This is a genomic window from Streptomyces laculatispora (assembly GCF_017353455.1).
GTDB lineage: Bacteria > Actinomycetota > Actinomycetes > Streptomycetales > Streptomycetaceae > Streptomyces > Streptomyces laculatispora.
On sequence record NZ_JAFMPZ010000452.1, the window covers coordinates 28,868 to 48,285 of the forward strand.

General features: G+C 71.1%; 16 protein-coding genes and 3 pseudogenes. 4 read left to right on the top strand and 15 right to left on the bottom strand.

Annotated elements, in window-relative coordinates; translation table 11 throughout:
* Positions 1-185 precede the first annotated feature (185 nt).
* The 4 genes from J1C73_RS22080 to J1C73_RS22095 form a co-directional block, all read right to left on the bottom strand.
* The gene (locus tag J1C73_RS22080) at positions 186-1,868 is read right to left on the bottom strand and encodes an ABC transporter family substrate-binding protein (protein ID WP_207317944.1); all 1,683 of its coding nucleotides are present in this window, start codon (positions 1,866-1,868) and stop codon (positions 186-188) included.
* Positions 1,869-1,974: 106 nt separating this feature from the next.
* Complete coding sequence (locus J1C73_RS22085) at positions 1,975-4,107, bottom strand: dipeptide ABC transporter ATP-binding protein (RefSeq protein WP_207317945.1); 2,133 nt, start codon at positions 4,105-4,107, stop codon at positions 1,975-1,977.
* On the bottom strand, positions 4,104-5,057 hold the full coding sequence (locus tag J1C73_RS22090) for an ABC transporter permease (protein ID WP_207317946.1): 954 nt from the start codon (positions 5,055-5,057) through the stop codon (positions 4,104-4,106). Before J1C73_RS22090 ends, J1C73_RS22085 begins: the two co-directional genes overlap by 4 nt.
* A gap of 1 nt (position 5,058) precedes the next feature.
* Positions 5,059-6,042 (bottom strand): ABC transporter permease, encoded by a 984-nt coding sequence (locus J1C73_RS22095; RefSeq protein ID WP_207317947.1) that lies wholly within the window; start codon positions 6,040-6,042, stop codon positions 5,059-5,061.
* Between the two features lie 667 nt (positions 6,043-6,709).
* On the opposite strand from J1C73_RS22095, the gene J1C73_RS22100 reads away from it, so the two are divergent.
* The gene (locus J1C73_RS22100; RefSeq protein ID WP_207317962.1) at positions 6,710-8,263 is read left to right on the top strand and encodes a DUF8823 domain-containing protein; all 1,554 of its coding nucleotides are present in this window, start codon (positions 6,710-6,712) and stop codon (positions 8,261-8,263) included.
* Positions 8,264-8,395: 132 nt separating this feature from the next.
* On the opposite strand, the gene J1C73_RS22105 is transcribed toward J1C73_RS22100, so the two are convergent.
* From J1C73_RS22105 to J1C73_RS22130, 7 genes and pseudogenes are all read right to left on the bottom strand, one after another.
* On the bottom strand, positions 8,396-8,647 hold the full coding sequence (locus tag J1C73_RS22105) for a helix-turn-helix domain-containing protein (protein ID WP_207317948.1): 252 nt from the start codon (positions 8,645-8,647) through the stop codon (positions 8,396-8,398).
* The gene (locus tag J1C73_RS22110) at positions 8,647-9,234 is read right to left on the bottom strand and encodes a DUF2975 domain-containing protein (protein WP_207317949.1); all 588 of its coding nucleotides are present in this window, start codon (positions 9,232-9,234) and stop codon (positions 8,647-8,649) included. The genes J1C73_RS22105 and J1C73_RS22110 overlap by 1 nt, the downstream gene beginning before the upstream one ends.
* Positions 9,235-9,340: 106 nt before the next feature.
* A pseudogene (locus J1C73_RS22115) lies at positions 9,341-9,547 on the bottom strand (response regulator transcription factor); the annotation flags it as partial.
* Positions 9,531-9,971, bottom strand: a pseudogene (locus tag J1C73_RS35120) (MMPL family transporter); the annotation flags it as partial. The pseudogenes J1C73_RS22115 and J1C73_RS35120, both read right to left, overlap by 17 nt.
* 107 nt (positions 9,972-10,078) lie before the next feature.
* Positions 10,079-10,672, bottom strand: a complete 594-nt coding sequence (locus J1C73_RS22120; protein ID WP_207317950.1) for a GNAT family N-acetyltransferase — start codon at positions 10,670-10,672, stop codon at positions 10,079-10,081.
* Positions 10,673-10,757: 85 nt separating this feature from the next.
* Positions 10,758-11,499: pseudogene (locus J1C73_RS22125) on the bottom strand (peptidoglycan recognition protein family protein).
* A 67-nt stretch (positions 11,500-11,566) separates the two neighbouring features.
* The gene (locus J1C73_RS22130) at positions 11,567-12,304 is read right to left on the bottom strand and encodes a polyprenol monophosphomannose synthase (protein ID WP_372446720.1); all 738 of its coding nucleotides are present in this window, start codon (positions 12,302-12,304) and stop codon (positions 11,567-11,569) included.
* A gap of 277 nt (positions 12,305-12,581) precedes the next feature.
* Between J1C73_RS22130 and crcB (J1C73_RS22135) the strand changes: the two genes are divergently transcribed.
* From crcB (J1C73_RS22135) to crcB (J1C73_RS22145), 3 genes are read left to right on the top strand one after another with little or no spacing between them, the layout of a single operon-like run.
* The gene (gene crcB, locus J1C73_RS22135; protein WP_207317952.1) at positions 12,582-12,998 is read left to right on the top strand and encodes a fluoride efflux transporter CrcB; all 417 of its coding nucleotides are present in this window, start codon (positions 12,582-12,584) and stop codon (positions 12,996-12,998) included.
* On the top strand, positions 12,995-13,345 hold the full coding sequence (locus tag J1C73_RS22140; RefSeq protein ID WP_207317953.1) for a DUF190 domain-containing protein: 351 nt from the start codon (positions 12,995-12,997) through the stop codon (positions 13,343-13,345). Before crcB (J1C73_RS22135) ends, J1C73_RS22140 begins: the two co-directional genes overlap by 4 nt.
* A complete protein-coding gene (crcB, locus tag J1C73_RS22145; protein WP_123460297.1) occupies positions 13,342-13,716 on the top strand; it encodes a fluoride efflux transporter CrcB in 375 nt (124 codons plus the stop codon). Before J1C73_RS22140 ends, crcB (J1C73_RS22145) begins: the two co-directional genes overlap by 4 nt.
* A gap of 76 nt (positions 13,717-13,792) precedes the next feature.
* Here crcB (J1C73_RS22145) and J1C73_RS22150 read toward each other — a convergent pair whose 3' ends face one another.
* From J1C73_RS22150 to J1C73_RS22165, 4 genes are all read right to left on the bottom strand, one after another.
* Entirely contained in the window at positions 13,793-14,104 is a 312-nt protein-coding gene (locus J1C73_RS22150; RefSeq protein ID WP_207317954.1) for an SCO5918 family protein, read from the bottom strand.
* Positions 14,105-14,155: 51 nt separating this feature from the next.
* The gene (locus J1C73_RS22155; RefSeq protein ID WP_207317955.1) at positions 14,156-15,730 is read right to left on the bottom strand and encodes a DEAD/DEAH box helicase; all 1,575 of its coding nucleotides are present in this window, start codon (positions 15,728-15,730) and stop codon (positions 14,156-14,158) included.
* A gap of 432 nt (positions 15,731-16,162) precedes the next feature.
* On the bottom strand, positions 16,163-16,366 hold the full coding sequence (locus tag J1C73_RS22160) for a cold-shock protein (protein WP_015609674.1): 204 nt from the start codon (positions 16,364-16,366) through the stop codon (positions 16,163-16,165).
* A gap of 380 nt (positions 16,367-16,746) precedes the next feature.
* Positions 16,747-19,418 (bottom strand): alpha-mannosidase (locus J1C73_RS22165; RefSeq protein ID WP_207317956.1); only part of this gene is annotated, 2,672 nt, incomplete at its 5' end.

The window sequence follows — 19,418 nt, forward strand, 5'->3', positions numbered from 1 at the left end:
CCACCTGGTCGTCCGGGCCGCGGAACGGGCACGGCTGGACCGGTCGGTCGTGCGGAGGGAACCGGTCGCCGCCCGGTTCCGACCCTCCCGCCGGCCCGGCGGGAGGGGTATCGCGCCGGGCCGGCCGGCGCGGTACCCCTCGGATCGCCCGGCCCCGTCGCCCCGTGGGCGTTCCGGGGCAGGCGTCACTTCTGCCAGCCGACCGTCTCCGGGAGCGGGGTGTTGAAGATGGTCGCGCCGACGTTGGCCAGGCCCTTCTTCACGCCGTAGGTCGAGGGACCGCTGAACAGCGGCAGGAAGGCGTACTGCCGCAGCGCCTTCTGCTCGACCTTGTTGACCGCCGCGGACTGCTGGTCGAGGTCGGCGATCTCCGTGGTGGCGCGGATCTCCTTGTCCAGCGCCGGCGTACCCGCACCGGTGATGTTGGAGTCACGGTCCGAGCAGTAGAAGTCGCACAGGTAGCGCGCGCCGAACGGGTCCATGGAGCGGTTGCCCGAGAGGAAGAGGTCGAAGCGCCGGTCGCTGAGGACCTTGGAGAAGTCCGCGTCGTCGCCCTTCTTGATGACGAGGTGGACGCCGACCGGCTTCAGCATCGCGGCGAGGGCGCCCGCGGTGGCCTTGCCCAGCGGGTCGTCGCCGAGGAGCGTGTACCCGACGTCGAGCTTCTTGCCGTTCTTGACCCGGACGCCGTCCGCGCCGGGCTTCCAGCCCGCCGCGTCGAGAGCCTTCCCCGCCTCGTCCGGCGCGTGCTTCAGTACGGCCGAGACATTGTCCTGGTAGCCCTTCTGGAAGCTGTACAGCACCGCCGAACCGGGCAGCGGCTCCCGGTAGTCGAGCCCCTGGAACTGGATCTTGGCGATCTGTGCCCGGTCGATGCTCTGCGCGATGGCCTTGCGGACGGCCGTCTCCGAAAGGACCGCGGACTTCGTGTTGAAGTAGAGCGCGTACTCGAAGGGGCTGCCGCCGCTGCGGATCTCCGTGCCCTTGAGCCCCTTGATCTGCTTGAGGCTCTCCGCGTCGACGGCGGAGGTGTAGTCGAGCTGGCCGTTCTTGAAGGCGTTGACCCCCGCGGTCGGCTCCAGGTTGACGTAGACGCGCCGGTCGAGCCTGCCCTTCCTGCCCCACCACTTCGGGTTCCGGGCGAAGGTGATGTTGCCCGAGTGGGTGTCCCACTTGGCGACGGTGTACGGGCCCGCGCCCCACTCCGGGTGGGCCTTCTTGACGTACGCCTTGTTGAAGTTCTCGACCGTGGCGGCCTTCGGGTGCAGGAAGGTGGTGAACAGGGTCGACCAGGAGGCGTTGACGCCCTTGAAGCTGATGACGGCCTGCTTGGCGTCCTTGCCCCGCTCGACCGAGGTGATCTGGTCGTAGCCGTCGGTGGACGAGGCGGCGAAGTCCTTGTCCGAACCGTTGTTGGCCTTCCAGGTGGCCTTGATCGCCGTCCAGTCGATCGGGGTGCCGTCGTTGAAGGCGGCCTTCGGGTTGATCGTCAGCGTGACCTTCTGGTCGCCGCCCTCGACGGCGACCTTCACCTCGCTGTAGTAGTCCGCGTTGTACTGCACCTCACCGGTGGGCGAGTACGTGATCGCGTCGGCGTTGTACCAGCCCCACACCCGGGACGCGGTCAGCGTCGCGTTGACGTTGAACGGGTTCCCCTGGTCGTCGAAGGTGCCGACCGTGGTGTAGGTGCCGCCTTCCTTGACCTGCTCGTACGGCTGGGGGTTGTAGTCGACGGCGGCCGACGCGGCCTTGGGGGCGTCCTTCCCGTCCGGACCGTCCGCGTCCGTCCCGGAGGAGGACTGGCACGCGGTCGCGGCAACGGAGACGGCGGCGACGAGGGCCAGGGGCAGAGCCAGTCTTGCGCGCATGGCGAAAGGTTCCTTCTGATTCGGTGGAGCCGGACGGGGAAGCCCGGTGGGGGGCTGGACGAGCGGCAGCGGGGACGGACAGAGTCGCTGCGCGCAGGAGTTGGCCTCAGGCCGCGTGACAGGCGTACCGGTGGCCGGGCTGCTCCGCCACCTCGGTCGGCGCGGGACGTTCCGTACGGCAGCGCACGCGTACGTCCTCGTCGGCGAGGCGGTAGAGCGGACAGCGGTCCACGAAGACGCAGCCCGCGGGCACCCGGACGGCGCTCGGCTGCTCGCCCTCCAGCACGACGCGCTCCCGGGTGCGCTCCCGCTGCGGGTCCGGCACCGGGATCGCCGACAGCAGCGCCCGGGTGTACGGGTGCCGCGGGTCGGAGAAGATCGTCTCGGTGTCCCCGGTCTCGACGATGTGCCCCAGGTACATCACCGCGACACGGTCGGAGATGTACCGGACCACGGCCAGGTCGTGGGCCACCACCAGGTAGGCCAGGGCCAGTTCGCGCTTGAGCCGGGCCAGCAGGTTGATCACCCCCGCCTGCACCGACACGTCCAGGGCCGAGAGCGGCTCGTCCAGGACGAGCAGTCTCGGTTCCGTCGCCAGGGCACGGGCGATGCCGACCCGCTGGCGCTGACCGCCGGAGAGCGCGGCCGGGAACCGGTCGCTCACCGCGGCGTCCAGACCGACCAGCGTGAGCAGCTCACCGATGCGGGAGCGGATCGACTCGCGGTCCCGCCCGATGGCCTGGAGGGGTTCGGCGAGCAGCTGGTAGACGGGCAGCCGCGGGTCCAGGGCCCCCAGGGGGTCCTGCATGACGATCTGGACGTCCCGGCGCAACTCCCGTACCCGTGCGGCGGAACCGGCCGCGCCGACCTCGGTGCCGGCGATCTCGATCCGCCCGCCCTCGGGCTGCCTGAGCCGGAGTATCTCCATCAGGGTCGTGGTCTTGCCGCTGCCCGACTCGCCCACCAGGCCCAGGGTCTCCCCGGCCCGCAGCTCGAAGCTCACCCCGCTGACCGCGTGCAGCGTGCCGACCCGGCGTTTGAGGACGGCGCCCTTGGTGACCGGGAAGGTCTTGACGAGGTCCTCGACCCGGAGCACCACCTCACCGGCACCGGCGCGGCCGCCGCTCCTGGCTGAATCACCGTCCCCCGCAGCGTCGTTGGCCCCGGCGGGGTCACCGGCTTCGGCAGGGCCGCCGCTCCGTGCCGGGTCCAGCGATCCGTCCACGGTCTCGTCGGCGCGCAGACAGGCCACGTCCCCGTGCCCGGCGATCTCGCGCAGCCCGGGTTCGTCGGTGCGGCACGCGTCCAGCACCAGGGCGCAGCGGTCCGCGAAGGGGCAGCCGGTCGGGAGGCCCACCAGGGCGGGCGGCTCCCCGCCGATCGGGACCAGGGGCCGGTGGACCCCGCTGTCCACGGTGGGCACCGCGGCGAGCAGCCTCGCGGTGTACGGCATGGCCGGCCGCCTGAACAGCTCGTCCACGCCGGCCCGCTCCACGAACCGGCCCGCGTACATGACGGCGATGTCGTCCGCGTAGCCGGCGACGACCCCGAGGTCGTGCGTGATGAGGACGAGGCCCGCTCCGGTCTCCTCCTGCGCCAGTCGCAGGACGTCGAGGATCTGGGCCTGCACGGTGACGTCGAGGGCGGTGGTGGGTTCGTCGGCGACGAGCACGGAGGGCTTGTTGGCGATCGCCATGGCGATGACGACGCGCTGGCGCATACCGCCGGAGAACTCGTGCGGGAAGGAGCGGGCCCGGTTGCGGGGGTCGGGGATGCCGACGAGGTCGAGCAGTTCGACGGCCTGCTCCCAGGCCGCCCGCTTCGTCAGGTCCTGATGGATGCGCAGGGTGTCGGAGAGCAGTCTGCCCACGGAGAAGATCGGGGTGAGCGCGGACAGCGGGTCCTGGAAGACCATGCCGATGGCCTTGCCCCGTACTTCGGAGAGCGCCTTGTCCCCGAGGCCGATCAGGTCCCGGCCGCCGAGCAGCACCTGCCCCCGCAGGTCGGCGGAGGGCGGCAGCAGCCCCATGATGCCCATGGCGGTGGCCGACTTGCCCGAGCCGGACTCGCCGACGATGCCCAGGGTCCGGCCCGGCAGGAGGTCGAAGCCGACGCCGCGCACCGCCTCGACGGTTCCGGCCTCCGAGGGGAAGGAGATCCGCAGGTCCCGCACCGAGAGCACCGGTGTGACGGCGCCGTCGGGCAGCCCGGTTCTGGACAGTGTTGTGGTGCGTGTCATCGTCGGCCTCCTGCCGCGCCGGTCACGGACATCGGGTCCAGGGCGTCGCGCAGTCCGTCGCCGACGAAGGTCATCGACACGGTGAGCAGGACGACCAGGCCCGCGGGGAAGGCGAAGAGCCAGGGGGCGCTCGTGACGGTGCTCGCCCCGTCCGCGAGCATCGTGCCGAGCGAGACGTCCGGGGTCTGGACGCCGAACCCGAGGAAGGACAGGGCGGTTTCGCTGAGGACGGTCGCGACGACTCCGAGCGTCAGATTGACGATCAGGAGTGAGCCGAGATTGGGGATGATGTGGCGCAGGATGATGCGCAGCGGGCCGACCCCCATGAATTCGGCCGCCGTCACGTAGTCCCGTTCGCGCAGTGAGGTCGAGACGGACCAGATCACCCGCGCGGTGGACATCCAGCCGAATACCGTCAGGACGACGATGAGGACCCGCCAGTCCCCGGCGAGCCGGTTGGATACCAGGGCGAGGATGAGGAAGGAGGGGACGATCAGCAGGAAATGGATGACGGCGAGCGTCGCCTTCTCGACCCGGCCGCCGAAGTACGCGGCGCTGGAGCCGATGAGCGCCGCGACGACGACGGTCAGGACGGAGACGCTCACCGCGATCGCCAGGGAGCGCTGGAGCCCGTGCACGGCCGAGGCGTAGATGTCGTTGCCGCCCTGGTTGGTGCCGAACCAGTGGGCGGCGCTCGGCGGCTGGGTGAGTGCGGCGAAGTCCGCGTCGGAGTACGCGTACGAGGTGAACAGCCCGCCGAACGCGCTGAACAGCACCAGCAGTACGAAGATCACCACTCCGACGACGGCGAGCCGGTTGCGCAGGAAGCGCCGCAGATAGAGCCGGCCGAGGCCGAGGTTCCGCCCGTCGCCCCGGGCGAGGAGCGCCTCTTTCGGCGCCCGGTCCGGCGCCGCGGGCGACGAGGCACCGGTGGTCAGGTCCGCGGCCACGTCAGCTCACTCTCACTCTCGGGTCGAGGAGGGCCGTGGCGATGTCCGCGAGGATCGCGCCGACCGCGGTCAGGGCGGCGGCGAAGGCGGCCGTCGCGACCGTGCCGTGCACGTCGTTCTTGCTGATGGTCTGGATGAAGTAGCGGCCCATGCCGTTCCAGCCGAAGATCGTCTCGGTGATGATGGCCCCGGTGAAAATGGCCGGGACGCTGAACGCCACGGATGTCGCCGTCGGGATGAGCGCGGTCCGCAGGGCGTGTCTGCGGATTGCCTGCGTCCGGGTGAGTCCGGTGGCCCGTGCGGTCCGTACGAAGTCGGCGTTGATCGTGTCGAGCAGCAGCGAGCGCTGCGTCAGGTGGTAGCCGACATAGCCCATGAGGGTCAGGGTCAGGGTCGGCAGGATCAGGTGCAGGAAGCGGTCACCGATGGTCGGGAGGAATCCTTCGACGTTCGGTGAGTTCTCCCCGGCGACGTAGAGGAAGCGCAGCCCGGCGTGCTGGTTCAGCCAGATGGCGACGAAGACCACGGCGAGCGCGGCGACGGACGTCGGGATGTTGAACACCGCGATGGAGACGGCCTGTGACACCCGGTCGCCCCAGCCGTACTGCCTCGACGCCGTGTACACACCCAGCGATACGCCGATCACCACGGACAGGATCGTCGCGATGATGACCAACTCGGCGCTGACGAGCGAACGGTAGCCGATCTCGCCGTTGACGGAGACGCCGGTGGGGGACCTCCCCCAGTCGAAGTGGACGACCACCGAGGTGAGCCAGTCCCACCACCGCTGCACCACCGGCACCTGCGGGTCCAGGTTGTAGGGCGCGAGGGCCCGGTCGATCTGGGCCTCGCTGCGGACGGGCCGCAGCTCCTTGAAGTTCGACCGTGGGTCCAGGAACCAACTGGCCAGGAAGTAGGTGGCGTTGGTCGCTACGACGATCATCAGCAGCCAGCCCGTGGCCTTGCGCATCACATAGCGCACCATGCGCGGCACCTCCTCACCGCACGCGAACGGTGCGCTTCGGGATCGCCGAGTCTGAGGGACGTCTGCATGTGCCGCGAAGCTTTCTGGGGGGACGGGCCGTGAGCACAGATGTGCGGGCGTCAGTATGGACCGCGGGAACTCGGCGCCACCAGAGCGCGACCGGTCCCGCCACGACACCGACATACCGCTGTAGCAAACAGTCCGGACATATCGCGATGCACACCCCGACCAGGCCGAACGCATGTGGCCGCAAGTGGACTTGACATACGCACACGTCCGCTTCCCGCCCCCCTCTCGATGCGGTCCGGCCACCGGACGTCGCGGGAGACCTTGACCACGTCGGGCCCGGCACGGGCATGCCGCGGGCGGTGTGGGGCTGATCATCACCGAGGGCCCCTGCATCGACCACGGCTCCGCGGACACCAGCGACCGGGCCCCGCGGTCCCACGGCGAGGACGCGCTCGCGGGCGCGCCATGACATCACGCCGTTCGGCGCGGAGATGCTGAAGAACCCGCGCTGACCCGACGGCCGGGACGTCCCCTGTCCTAGGGTTGCCGGGTGGGTGTCCTCGGGGAAGTGCGAGCGGGTACGGGTGTGGTCGGCGACCGACGGCGGGACGGCCGGGAAGGGGAACCGCCCGCCGCGCCCTGGTGGCGGCGCCATGGCGTGCCGCTGGTCGCCGTCGGCGTCGTGGTTCCGCTGTACGTCGTCTGGGCGGCCGTCCTGGCCACCGGCGGCGGCGACCTGGCCGCGCAGCTCGCCTGGTCGGGGTTCACCGCACGCCACCCGGGTTCGGCGTACAACCTCTCCTGGTACGGCGGGATCCACACCGCCGGATACAGCGTCTTCTCCTCCTACCTGATGGCCTTCCTCGGTGTCCGTACGGTCTCCGTGGCCGCCGGGCTCGCCGGCTCCTGGGTCATCGCCCTGCTGTTCGTACGCACCGGGATGCGCCGGCCGCTCGTCCCCGCGGTTCTCGCCTCACTCGCCCTGTGGTGCAACGTCGCGTCGGGGCGTACGACCTTCGCCCTCGGCGTCGCGATCGGGCTCGTCGCCTGCCTGTACGCCCACCGCACCGCGGTCCCCGTCGTGGCCGGGGCGCTGGCGACGATGGCGAGTCCCGTCGCGGGGCTGTTCCTCGTGGTGGCGGGGGCGGCGTACCTCCTCGACCGGCAGTGGCGGAAGGGGGCCGTCCTGTCCGTCCCGTTCTTCGCCGTCGTGGGGACCGTCGCGCTGCTCTTCCCCGGCGGCGGCGAGCAGCCCATGCACAGCAACCGGCTGTGGATGCCGCTCCTCGTCTGCGCCGCGCTGGCCGTCGCGGCGCCGCCGGGGCGCACATGGCGCGTCACGCGTTACGGCGCCGTGGTGTACGCCGTCGGCGTCCTCCTCGTCTTCCTCGTCGCCTCCCCGATCGGCACGAACGTCGAACGGCTCCTCGGCCTGGTCGCCGTCCCCGTACTGCTCGCGGCGCTCATGGAACTCGTCCGGAAGAGACAGTTCGTTCGCACCCTCGTGATCGGCGTGGCTCTCGGGCTGTCCGCCAACTGGCTGGTCGACAAGACCGTGGACGACCTCAAGGTCTCCGACAACAAGCCGTCCTGGGCCGCCCGCACGGACGGCGTCGTCGGCGAACTGCGCCGCCTGGACGCCGATCTCACCCGCGTTGAGGTCGTCCCCGCCCGCAACCACCGGGAGGCGACCGTCCTGGCCCGCCACGTGAACATGGCACGCGGCTGGAACCGCCAACTCGACGTGGAGCGGGGGCGGCTCTTCTACGACGGGACGCTGTCCCCGGCCACCTACCGCGCCTGGCTGGACCGCTGGGCCGTGGGGTACGTCGTGCTGCACCACGGGAAGCCCGACGGCCCCGCCGAGGCGGAGGCGGCCCTGGTGCGGAGTGGGCTGCCTTGGCTGCGGCGGGTGTGGCGGGACGACGGCTGGACCGTCTACCGGGTGCGGAACGCGGTGCCCCTGGTGCCGGCGCCGGCCGCGGTCGTGAGCGGCAGCGAAGCCGATCTGGTGGTCCGGGTGCCGGAAGCGGGCTCGTTGACCGTGCGGCTCGCGTACTCGCCGTGGCTGCGGGCGCGCGAGGTCGGCGGGCACGGCGCCGGTGGATGCCTGCGGCAGGACGGCGACTGGACGGAGCTCACCGTGCCGAAGGGCGGTACCTACCGGCTGGACTCGGCCTACGGACTGCCGGGCGGCGGCAGCGGCTGCTGAACCGGGGCGGTGCGCGTGGTCCGCGCACCGGACAGAGCAGGTCATCGACACGGTGGTCCGTGGTCCGGGTCCGCGCGGGCGAGCGCGCCCCGGACGCGCTGCGGGGGGGCGGGCCGTACGGCCGGACACGTCCTACGCGGGCTTGCCGGGGTCGGCGGGCTCGGCGGGCTCGTGGGTGATCAGGTCTCCGGGCTGGCACCCGAGGATGTCGCAGATCCTCGACAGGGTCGAGAAGCGGATGGCCTTGGCCCGCCCGTTCTTGAGCACGGACAGGTTGACGACGGTGATGCCCACCTGCGCGGACAGTTCGGTGAGCGTCATTCCGCGCTCGACCAGGAGCCGGTCGAGGTGGATGCGGATCGAGTGGAGTTCCTCTTCCGGCATCAGATGGTCCCTTCGAGATCCTCTCGCATACGCACGCCCTCACGCATGATCTTCCCAAGGATCACACCGGCGAGACCGGCGAACACGAGCACCATCGGTCCGGAGACGGTCGGCCCGGAACCCACGACCGGCGCCATGCTGTCGACCAGCCAGGACTGCGACCACCCGACGACGAGGCCGGCCACCGGTGTGCCCACGGCGACGAACCAGCCGAGAGCGCTGAGCCGCCCGGCCACCGCCTCGGTGAACGGCCCCTGCCGCAGCACGGTCGTCAGCAGCCGGGAGAAGAGCAGCAGCGCGAGAGCGCCGAACAGCAGCCAGGGCAGTTCGCCCCCCAGGTCGGCCGCGCGCTGGCCCACGGAGGGGCCGTTCTGGCAGAGCCGCGTGACGCTGCCCGCCGCTTCCACGCCCTTCGCGACCGGCAGGCCGTCCGGCGCCAGCCGGGCGTTGGCCCAGAAGCCCGTCTCCACGCAGACCGCCCCGTCGTCGAGCATGTGGGTGACCCCCGTGCCGAGGAAGGCAAGCCCGCTGAGGATCGCCAGCCCGAAGGTCACCGAGGCCAGTACGCTCGTGAGCCGCGTGTTCATCGCACCCCTATCCATCGATTAACGATATGCCCACCCTAGAGGAGCATATCGATAAACGACAAGTGCGCGGCCGTCGGCAAGCCCGGCGCGATACCGACGTGAGCCCCTAACGCCGTTGCAGCAGACCGCCGTTCATCGCGACGACCACCGCACGCGTACGGTCGTTGACGTCGAGCTTGGCGAAGATCCGCAGCAGATGGGTCTTCACCGTGGCCTCGCCGATGAACAGCCGCCGGCCGATCTCCCCGTTGGACAGTCCGTCGGCGACCGCGTCCAGCACCTCGGCCTCGCGGGCGGTCAGCGTGACGCGCGCTCGCGTCGAGCAGCGGGACGACGTTCTTCCTGGCGTCCAGCTCGGCGCCCTTCATGACCACGGCCACCCGCAGGGCCGTGCCGTCCTGCGAGCGGACCGGGGGCGCCACCTCCGCCACCTCGGGGAGCGCGCTCATCCGGGCGGTGACATCGCGGGCCGCGGCGGCGGCCTTCGCGGCGTCCAGGGGGCCGGACCCGGCCCGGATCAGGATGTGCTCGGTGGGCCGGCGCTGGAGGCCGCCGTCGGTGGCCATCGACTCGGCGTGGCCGGCCTCACCGACCCAGAAGTCCTCGGTGGTGGCCGGGTTGCTGCCCGCGGTGATGCCCGCGCCGAGGCACAGCAGCACGAAGACGAACCAGCCGACGATCGCTTTCCACGGATGCCGCGCGCTCCAGCGGGCCATACGTACGGGTCGCATTCTCATGCGTTACATGCTGGTCCGCGGGGCCCTGCGCCCGGCAGCCCCGGCCGGTGGAACCCGTTGTCCACCGGTCGGTGGACAACGCCCCGGGGGCCTGCCCCCGTACGCGGTCAGAGCCGGGCGTCGAGCCGGGCCTTCGCCTCGGGCCATTCGTCGGCGAGCAACGAGAAGTAGACCGTGTCGCGCCAGCTGCCGTCGTGGCGGCGGCGGTGGCGCCGCAGGACTCCCTCGCGTCGGGCACCGAGGCGCGCGATCGCCGCCTGGGAGCGCTCGTTGAGGTGGTCGGTCTTCAACTGCACGCGCCCCATACCCAGTTCCTCGAACGCGTGGGTGAGCAGGAGCAGCTTGCTCTCGGTGTTGACCGCCGACCGCCAGTGCGCACGGCCGTACCAGGTCCAGCCGATCTCCAGGCGCTCGTCGGCCACGTCGACGTCCAGGTACGTGGTCCAGCCGACGGCCCGGCCGCTCGCGCGGTGGATGACGGCGAACGGGACGTACACGCCGCGCCGTGCGTCCGCGAGCAGGGCCGTCAGCTTCTCGCCGAGCTCCTCCCTGGTCCGGGGGGTCGGTCCGCCCTGCCAGCGCCAGACCTCGTCGTCACGGCCGCCCGCGGCGAAGAGGCCGTCGAGGTGGTCCGGGGAGAGTGGTTCCAGGCGGACGTGGCGGCCGGTCAGGGTCACGGGAAGCGGGTGCGTGGCAGGCATGACGGCACCCTAGTCCATTACGAACTAGGCAGAAAGTGAATATGCACTAGCGCAATGGTTCCGGGACGGGAGCGGCCGCGGCCGTTCACCTTCCCTTGCGCAGAGCCGCCGCCGCGGCCCGGATCTCGGACAGTTCGGCGTACAGCGCCTCGCCCGGGCAGTTGGTCCGGTACGCGTCACGGTGGCCCGACACGGCGTGCAGCACGGCGGCCGTGCCCTTCGGGAACCTGCTCGCGTCGTTCGACGAGACCAGCCGCACCGTGCCGCGCGGATCGGCGCCCGGCACCAGCTTCCACGCGGCCACCTTCGCGAGGGCCCGCAGGAGAACCGGCGGCACCGTGGCCCCGCGCCCGTAGTCGCCCAGCACCGCGATGCCCACGCTGTGGGCGTTGAAGCCCGTGGTGTGCGCGCCGCGGACCGAACGCCGGATGCCGCCCGCCCGGCCCTCGTAGATCGTCCCGCACCGGTCGACGAGGAAGTTGTAGCCGATGTCGTCCCAGCCGTTGCCCCTTTATGTGGGCCTCCTCCACCGCCCGCAGCATCCGCGGCACGTCCGCGCAGTCGTAGTCGTTGGACTCCCCCGTGTGATGGATGAAGACCGCCCGCACGGCGCCCGTGTAGACCGCCGGCTCCCTGACCATGCGCTCGTCCGCACGCCAGGCCGCCCGGCTGACGACGGCCGGCTGCGGCGCCCCGCGCGCCGCCGGGCGCGGCCGCTCGTGGGCGGCGGCCGGTGCGGGCAGCGCCGGCCGCACCGGGGCGTCCCGCAGCGCCAGCAGGGTGAGCGGGAGGACCGCGGCGCCCAGCGCGAGTCGATGGGGCCACATGGGACCACCCTGCGGCCTCGCCTCCGGGCCCGCAGATGCGGTGGCCGATCGGGTGAACGGCCGGGGGTCAGTCCCTGTTCCGGCCGAGGAGCAGCTTCCACGGGGCGATCGCGGACTCGATCTGCACCCGCAGACCGAGCTTCGACTCACCGCTGACCCGCTCCTCGAAGCGGATCGGGACCTCGACGATCCGCAGCCCGCGCCGGACCGCGCGGTGGTTCATCTCCACCTGGAACGAGTACCCGTTGCTGCGCACCGACGGGACGTCGATCGCCTTCAGCGCCGAGGCCCGCCACGCCTTGAACCCGGCGGTGGCGTCCTTCACCCCGAGCCGCAGAATCGCGTTGACGTAGAAATTCGCCCACGCGGACAGCGCCTTGCGGTGCCAGGGCCACTCCGTCGCGAGCGAACCGCCCTCCGCATAGCGCGATCCGATCACCACCGCGGCGTCCTCGGCGAACAGCGTGTCGACCATGACCGGCACCCTGGACACCGGGTGGGAGAGGTCGGCGTCCATCTGGATCACCACGTCCGCGCCCTCGGCGAGCGCCCGCGCCATCCCCGCCACATAGGCCCGGCCGATTCCGTCCTTCTCCGTCCGGTGCAGCACCCCCACGACGCCCCCGGTCTCCGCCGCGAGCCGGTCGGCCACCTCGCCCGTGCCGTCCGGCGAGTTGTCGTCGACCACGAGAACGTGCAGGCCGGGCAGGCCCAGGTCCATCAGCAGGCCGACGAGGACCGGCAGGTTCGTCCGCTCGTCATAGGTGGGTACGACCACCACGATCCTCACAGGCGTCTGAGCCACGGCCATTCCCTCGTGTCAGTCCCTCGTGACACCGCGATCGGCGCGGACGGCCGCGCGAGCCTAACACCGGGGATCTTCACGCTCCGGGAGCCGCACGAGGCCCGGCACGCCCCCGCACGGCCCACGCGATAATCTGGAGAAAGCGTGGCCGCAGACGGCCGCTGCGCGGCGGTGGGGCCCGCCGTACCCGAACCGCGGCGCGATCGCGCCGCCAACGGTCCCTACTTGCGTACGAGCACGCCCGCGTCCGGCGGGCGCCCCGGCAGGTAGGAGAGGTGTGCCCGACAAGCCCCTGAACCCCCAGGCCCCGGTCGTCGCGGCGATCGCGCTCGGCGGTGCGGCCGGCGCCTGCGCGCGCTACGGGGCGTCGCTGCTGTGGCCCACGGCGACGGGCGGGTTCCCCTGGACGACCCTCGTCGTGAACGTCATCGGCTGCGCGGCGATCGGCGTGTTCATGGTGGTGATCAGCGAGGTATGGACGGCCCACCGGCTGGTGCGGCCGTTCTTCGGTACCGGGGTGCTGGGCGGGTTCACCACCTTCTCCACCTACGCCGTGGACATCGAGCGCCTCGTCGACGGGGGCCGGGCCCGCAGCGGCCTGGTGTATCTGGGACTGACACTGTTCGCGGCCCTCGCGGCGGTGTGGAGCGCGGTGTGGCTGACACGCCGCGTGCTGGCGTGGAGGCAGTCATGACGACACCGAGGACCGAACGTGCCCTGCGGCTGACCGTCCTGGTCGGGGAGTCCGACGGCTGGCACCACCGGCCGGTCTACACCGAGATCGTGCACCGGGCGCACGCGGCGGGACTGGCGGGCGCCAGCGTGTTCCGCGGGATCGAGGGGTTCGGCGCCTCGTCGGTGATCCACACCCAGCGGCTGCTCTCGCTGAGCGAGGACCTGCCGGTGGCGGTGGTGATCGTGGACACCGAGGAGAAGGTGCGCGCCTTCCTGCCGCTGATCAAGGAGCTGATCGGCACCGGCCCGCTCGTCCTGGACGCCTGCGAGCTGGTGCGTTGGGGCGAGGCGGAGGAAGCCCGGTGAACTGGCTGCTGGTGATCGCCGGCGCCGCGGTCGGCGCCCCGCTGCGGTACCTGACCGACCGCGCGGTGCAGTCCCGGCACGACTCCGTCTTCCCGTGGGGGACGTTCACGGTGAACGTGACGGGCTGCCTGGTGCTGGGGCTGCTGACCGGCGCGGTGACCGCCGGTGCCGCCTCCTCGCACGTCCAGCTGCTGCTCGGTACCGGGCTCTGCGGGGCGCTGAGCACGTACTCGACCTTCAGCTACGAGACCCTGCGGCTGGCCGAGGACGGCGCGCGGTTCTACGCGGCGGCCAATGTGGCCGCGAGCGTCGTGGCGGGGCTGGGCGCGGTGTTCGCCGGCATCACGCTCGCCGAGGCGCTCTGGGGCTGACCGCCGCAGGACGCACGATGCGCCGAGGCCCGGCTCCCCCGAGGGGGAGCCGGGCCTCGGCGGGTGGTGCGGTGGTTCAGGCGTCCTGTCCGGGGGTCCCCAGCGCGGCCGAAGCGGCCTCCATGGGGCTCAGCTCCACCGGAGCGGACGGCGCCGGTACGGACCGGCAGGTGAAGCCTAGACGCCCCAGCGCCCTGGTCACCTCACCGGCCGTGAAGTCGCGGCGGTCCTGCCGGGTGATCACTTCACCCACCTGCTTGACCGGGTAGACACGACGGCTGATGATCACCGATTCCCCGGTGACGGGTTCGGGCTTGATGCCCTTCATCGATGCCTCGACCTCGTGCTTGAAAAGGTCGAAGGGGAAGCGGGCGATGACGCAGCGCATAGTGCCTCAACGGGGTCGGGGAGCGGAACCGGACGGGAACGCGGGTATCGGTCAGGCTGCACGGTTGCCGGAGGACCGGCGCTGCGCACCGCCGCCCCGCGACTGGGAGGACGCGGACGACGAGGACGCGGACGACGACGAGGTGCGCCGGGCCTGGGCCGGGCGGCTGCGCCGGCCACGGGACGAGGACCCGCCCTTGGGCCGCTCCGACACCGGCGAGGTGATGACGACGGGCACGCCCGAGGGCGCCTGCGCACCGGTGATCCGGCTCAGCTCGGCCTCGCCGGAACGGACCTGGGCGATCTGCGGGGTGATCCCGGCGTCGGCCATCAGGCGCGTCATCTCGCGGCGCTGGTTGGGCAGCACCAGCGTGACGACACTGCCGGACTCCCCGGCACGGGCGGTACGGCCGCCGCGGTGCAGGTAGTCCTTGTGGTCGCTCGGCGGGTCGACGTTGACCACCAGGTCGAGGTTGTCGACGTGGATGCCGCGGGCCGCGACATTGGTGGCGACCAGCACCGTGACGTGCCCGGTCTTGAACCGGGTCAGGGTGCGGGTGCGCTGCGGCTGCGACTTCCCGCCGTGCAGCGCCGCCGCCCGGACCCCGCTGTTGAGCAGGTGGTCGGTGAGCTTGTCCACGGCGTGCTTGGTGTCCAGGAACATGATCACGCGGCCGTCGCGGGCGGCGATCTCCGTCGTGGTGGCGTACTTGTCGGCGCCGTGGACGTAGAGCACGTGGTGCTCCATCGTCGTCACCGCACCGGCGGCCGGGTCGACCGAGTGGACGACCGGGTCGTGCAGGTAGCGGCGCACCAGCAGGTCGACGTTGCGGTCCAGGGTGGCCGAGAACAGCATCCGCTGGCCCTCCGCCTGCACCTGGTCGAGCAGCTCGGTGACCTGCGGCATGAAGCCCATGTCGGCCATCTGGTCGGCCTCGTCCAGGACGGTGATGGAGACCCGGTCCAGCGAGCAGTCGCCGCGCTCGATCAGGTCCTTCAGCCGGCCCGGAGTGGCGACGACGACCTCGGAGCCGCCGCGCAGCGCGGCCGCCTGACGGCCGATCGACATACCGCCGACGACCGTGGCCAACCGCAGCTTGAGCGAGCGGGCGTACGGGGTGAGCGCGTCGGTGACCTGCTGGGCCAGTTCCCGGGTGGGGACGAGCACCAGGGCCAGCGGGCGTCGGGCGTCGGCGCGACGGCCTTCGATACGGGCCAGCAGGGCCAGACCGAAGGCGAGCGTCTTGCCCGACCCGGTACGGCCGCGGCCCAGTACGTCACGGCCGGCCAGCGAGTTCGGCAGCGTGGCCGCCTGGATCGGGAACGGCACCGTGACGCCCTCGGTGGCGAGCGCCGACAGCAGCGGCGCCGGCATGTCCAGATCGGCGAAGGCCTCCACGGCGGGCAGCGCCGGGGTGATGGTCTGCGGCAGTGCGAACTCGCCCTGCTTGGCGGCGGGCCGGCGGCCGTAGCCACCGCCGCCACCCGAGCGCTGGGCCGGGGCGCCGAAGCGGCCCTGGCCGCCCTGGCGGCCCGGGGCCTGCGAGCGGAAGCCGCCGCCCGAACGGGAGCCGCCGGAAGTGCGGGAATAACGGTCATTTGAGCGAGCTGTGCGGTCGCGGTTCATACAGAACCCTTCCTCGATATGGCGCGTATCGAGGAATTCATTGCGGCGACGAGCGGCACAAGAATCGCAAGAACGGGCCGTTGGCATACGTGAACGAAGCCCGGCAGCCGGTCTTGAGCCGATACGGGCCCGGCCGAACCGGGTCCGGTGCTTCGCAATGACGCGGCGAGCGGGCCCGCGAAGCGGTCCTGCAGGTCACGTCACGGGGCTCCGGCGGGCCGGTGTTCCGGTCCGGGAGCCATGGCGGATCGTCCGCCACACGGTGAAGATCGTGGTTCTGGGCGCCTGCCCGGCAGCTCGTGGCGGTGGTGCACCGGCACGGCATCGCTCGGGGGTGGGCCCGGAAAAGCAACGAGCTGGGGCCCGCACCCCAAGGTGCGGGCCCCAGCTGCGCGAAAGCGTCTCAGCGCGTGAGCGCCGGAGCAATCAGGTTCACGCGGGGGTGATGTTCTCCGCCTGCGGGCCCTTCTGGCCCTGCGTGACGTCGAAGTTCACCTTCTGGCCCTCCTGCAGCTCACGGAAGCCGCTGGCGGCGATGTTCGAGTAGTGGGCGAAGACGTCAGCGCCGCCACCATCCTGCTCGATGAAGCCGAAGCCCTTTTCCGCGTTGAACCACTTGACGGTGCCAGTAGCCATGTTCTATCTCCTTCTGGGGCAGAGCCCGGGGACTCGCACTGTGCCAGTCCCACGTCGCCGCGATGATTACCCCATCCGGATAATGAACCGGAAATACAAAAGTGCACCCATCAGCCCATTTAGCTGAGGAGAGCACTTGGAGTCTTTGGGAACCACAACTGCAACTGAGATCTACAGTAGCACAATGAATGCGGCCGGGCGCGGCAAGTAATTACACTCCGCCCGGCGTGTCATAAACCCTCATCGCACATTGCGTAAAATTCTGTGCTTGTCGCTGTAGATATTCGCCGCCGCACGGGGTAGTGCTCCGGCTCCCGATGCCCTGATCTCCCCCCTGATTCAGGACCAGGGGGGAGATTACGGGCAGTTCAACCGCTGCCTCAGCCGCGCGCGAGCCTCAGCGTGATCAGCTCGAACGGCCGCAGTGACAGCCGGACACCGCCGTCTCCGAGCTCGGGCACCACCGCGTCGGCCAGCGGCCGCTCCAGCAGGTCGGTCACCGCCACGCCGACGGCCTCGAAACCGGCCGCGAGCCGCACCCCGGCGCGGCCGCCCGTCGACTCGTAGAGCCGTACGACGAGGTCGCCGCTCGCGTCGTCCGCCAGCTTGACCGCGCTGACCACGACCGCGTCGTTGTCGACGGTCACCAGCGGAGCCACCTCGCGCTCGCCGGTCACCCGGCGCTCCGGCAGGTTGATGCGGAAGCCCTCACGGACCGCGTCGCCGATCCCCGCACCCGGTGCGAGCGCGTGCCGGAAGCGGTGCACGCCCTGGTCGGTCTCCGGGTCGGGGAAACGGGGGGCGCGCAGCAGGGAGACCCGCACGGTGGTGGTCGTGCCCGCGTCGCTGTCGCGGACCGTGCGGGTCACGTCGTGCCCGTACGTCGAGTCGTTGACCAGGGCCACGCCCCAGCCCGGCTCCTCCAGGTGGACGAAGCGGTGGTTGCAGGCCTCGAACTTGGCGGACTCCCAGCTCGTGTTGGTGTGGGTGGCCCGGTAGAAGTGCCCGAACTGCGTCTCGGAGGCGTACCGCTCGGCGTGGATGTCCAGCGGGAACGCCGCCTTGAGGAACTTCTCCGTCTCGTGCCAGTCGACCTCGGTGTCGATGTCGAGCCGCTTGACGCCCGGCGCGAGGGTCAGCAGCTGGGTGACCTTCGAGTCACCGAAGCCGCGGACGATCCGTACGGATACGGCGCCCTCCTCCTGGACGGGGGTGAGCTCGTCGAGGTCCGTCAGGTCGGTGACGGTGTTGCGGTAGAACTCGTCGACGTCCCACGCGTCCCACATGTTCGGGAAGTCCGGGTGGATCTGGAGCAGGTTCGCGGCCTGGCCCGGGGCCACCGTCTCGCGCCCGGCACCGATGTCGTACGCCGAGACGACCAGTCCGCGGGCGTCGATCTCCACCCGGAGCAGACCGTTGTCCAGGACGAACCCGCCGCCCTCGCGCGGTGCGAGCGTGCCGCCGCCGGCGGCCGTGACGGCAGTCGCCGCACCGGCCGGGACGCCGTCGCGGGCGTGCGGGGCGGAGTTGAAGAGCAGGGTCCGTCCCGTCGCGGGATCGCCGGCCAGCGCGCGCTGCGCGGTGTCGACGATGCCGTTCAGCTCCTCGGCGACGGCCGCGTACGTCTTCTCCGCCTCGCGGTGCACCCAGGCGATCGACGAGCCGGGCAGGATGTCGTGGAACTGGTGCAGCAGCACCGTCTTCCAGATCCGGTCCAACTGCTCGTACGGGTAGGCGGAGCCGGTCCGCACCGCGGCGGTGGCGGCCCACAGCTCGGCCTCCCGCAACAGGTGCTCGCTGCGGCGGTTGCCCTGCTTCGTCTTCGCCTGGCTGGTCAGGGTGGCGCGGTGCAGCTCCAGGTAGAGCTCGCCGACCCACACCGGTGCGTTCGGGTACTCCGCCTCCGCCTTGGTGAAGAAGTCGGCGGGCGTCTCCCAGGTGACCGTCGCGGAGCCTTCGAGGCTGCGCATCCTGGCCGCCTTGGCGATCATCTCGCGGGTGGTGCCACCGCCCCCGTCGCCCCAGCCGGTCGGCGCGAGGGAGTGCCGCGCGACTCCCTTGTCCTTGAAGTTCTTCGCCGCGTGGGCGATCTCGCTGCCCTTCATGGAGCAGTTGTAGGTGTCGACGGGCGGGAAGTGCGTGAAGATCCGGGTGCCGTCGATGCCCTCCCACTGGAAGGTGTGGTGCGGGAACTTGTTGGTCTGGCTCCACGAGATCTTCTGGGTGAGGAGCCACTTGGAGCCCGCGGCCTTGATGATCTGCGGCAGTCCGGCCGCGAAGCCGAAGGTGTCGGGCAGCCACGCCTCGTCGTTCTCGATGCCGAACTCGTCGAGGAAGAAGCGCTTGCCGTGCACGAACTGGCGGGCCATCGCCTCGGAGCCGGGCATGTTGGTGTCGGACTCGACCCACATGCCGCCGGACGGCACGAACCGCCCGTCCGCCACGGCCTGCTTGACCTTGGCGTAGACCTCGGGGCGGTGCTCCTTGATCCAGGCGAACTGCTGGGCCTGCGACATCGCGAAGACGAAGTCGGGCTCGTCCTCCAGCAGGGCGGTCATGTTGGACGTCGTACGGGCGACCTTGCGGACTGTCTCGCGCAGCGGCCACAGCCAGGCCGAGTCGATGTGGGCGTGGCCGACGGCGCTGATGCGGTGCGCGGACGGCTGCGCGGGCGTCGCGAGGACGGCGGCGAGCTGCTCGCGGGCGGCGGCCGCGGTGCCGTTGACGTCCTGGAGGTCGACCGCGTCGAGCGAGCGGCCGATGGCGCGCAGGATGTCCCAGCGGCGGGCGCCGTCGACCGGCAGCTCCTGCATCAGCTCACCGAGCACCTCCAGGTCCTGGACGAGGTTCCACACGTTCTCGTCGAAGAGGGCGAGGTCCATCCGGGCGAGGGTGTACTGCGGTTCGCTGCCCGCGGTCTCCTTGTCGCCCAGCTGGGTCGGCAGGAAGGGGTGGTAGTCGAGGATGACCGGGTTGGACGCGGCCTCGATGTGCAGCAGCACCTTTTCGCCACCGGCTGCGGGGGCGCCGACGCGCACCCACTGGTTGCGCG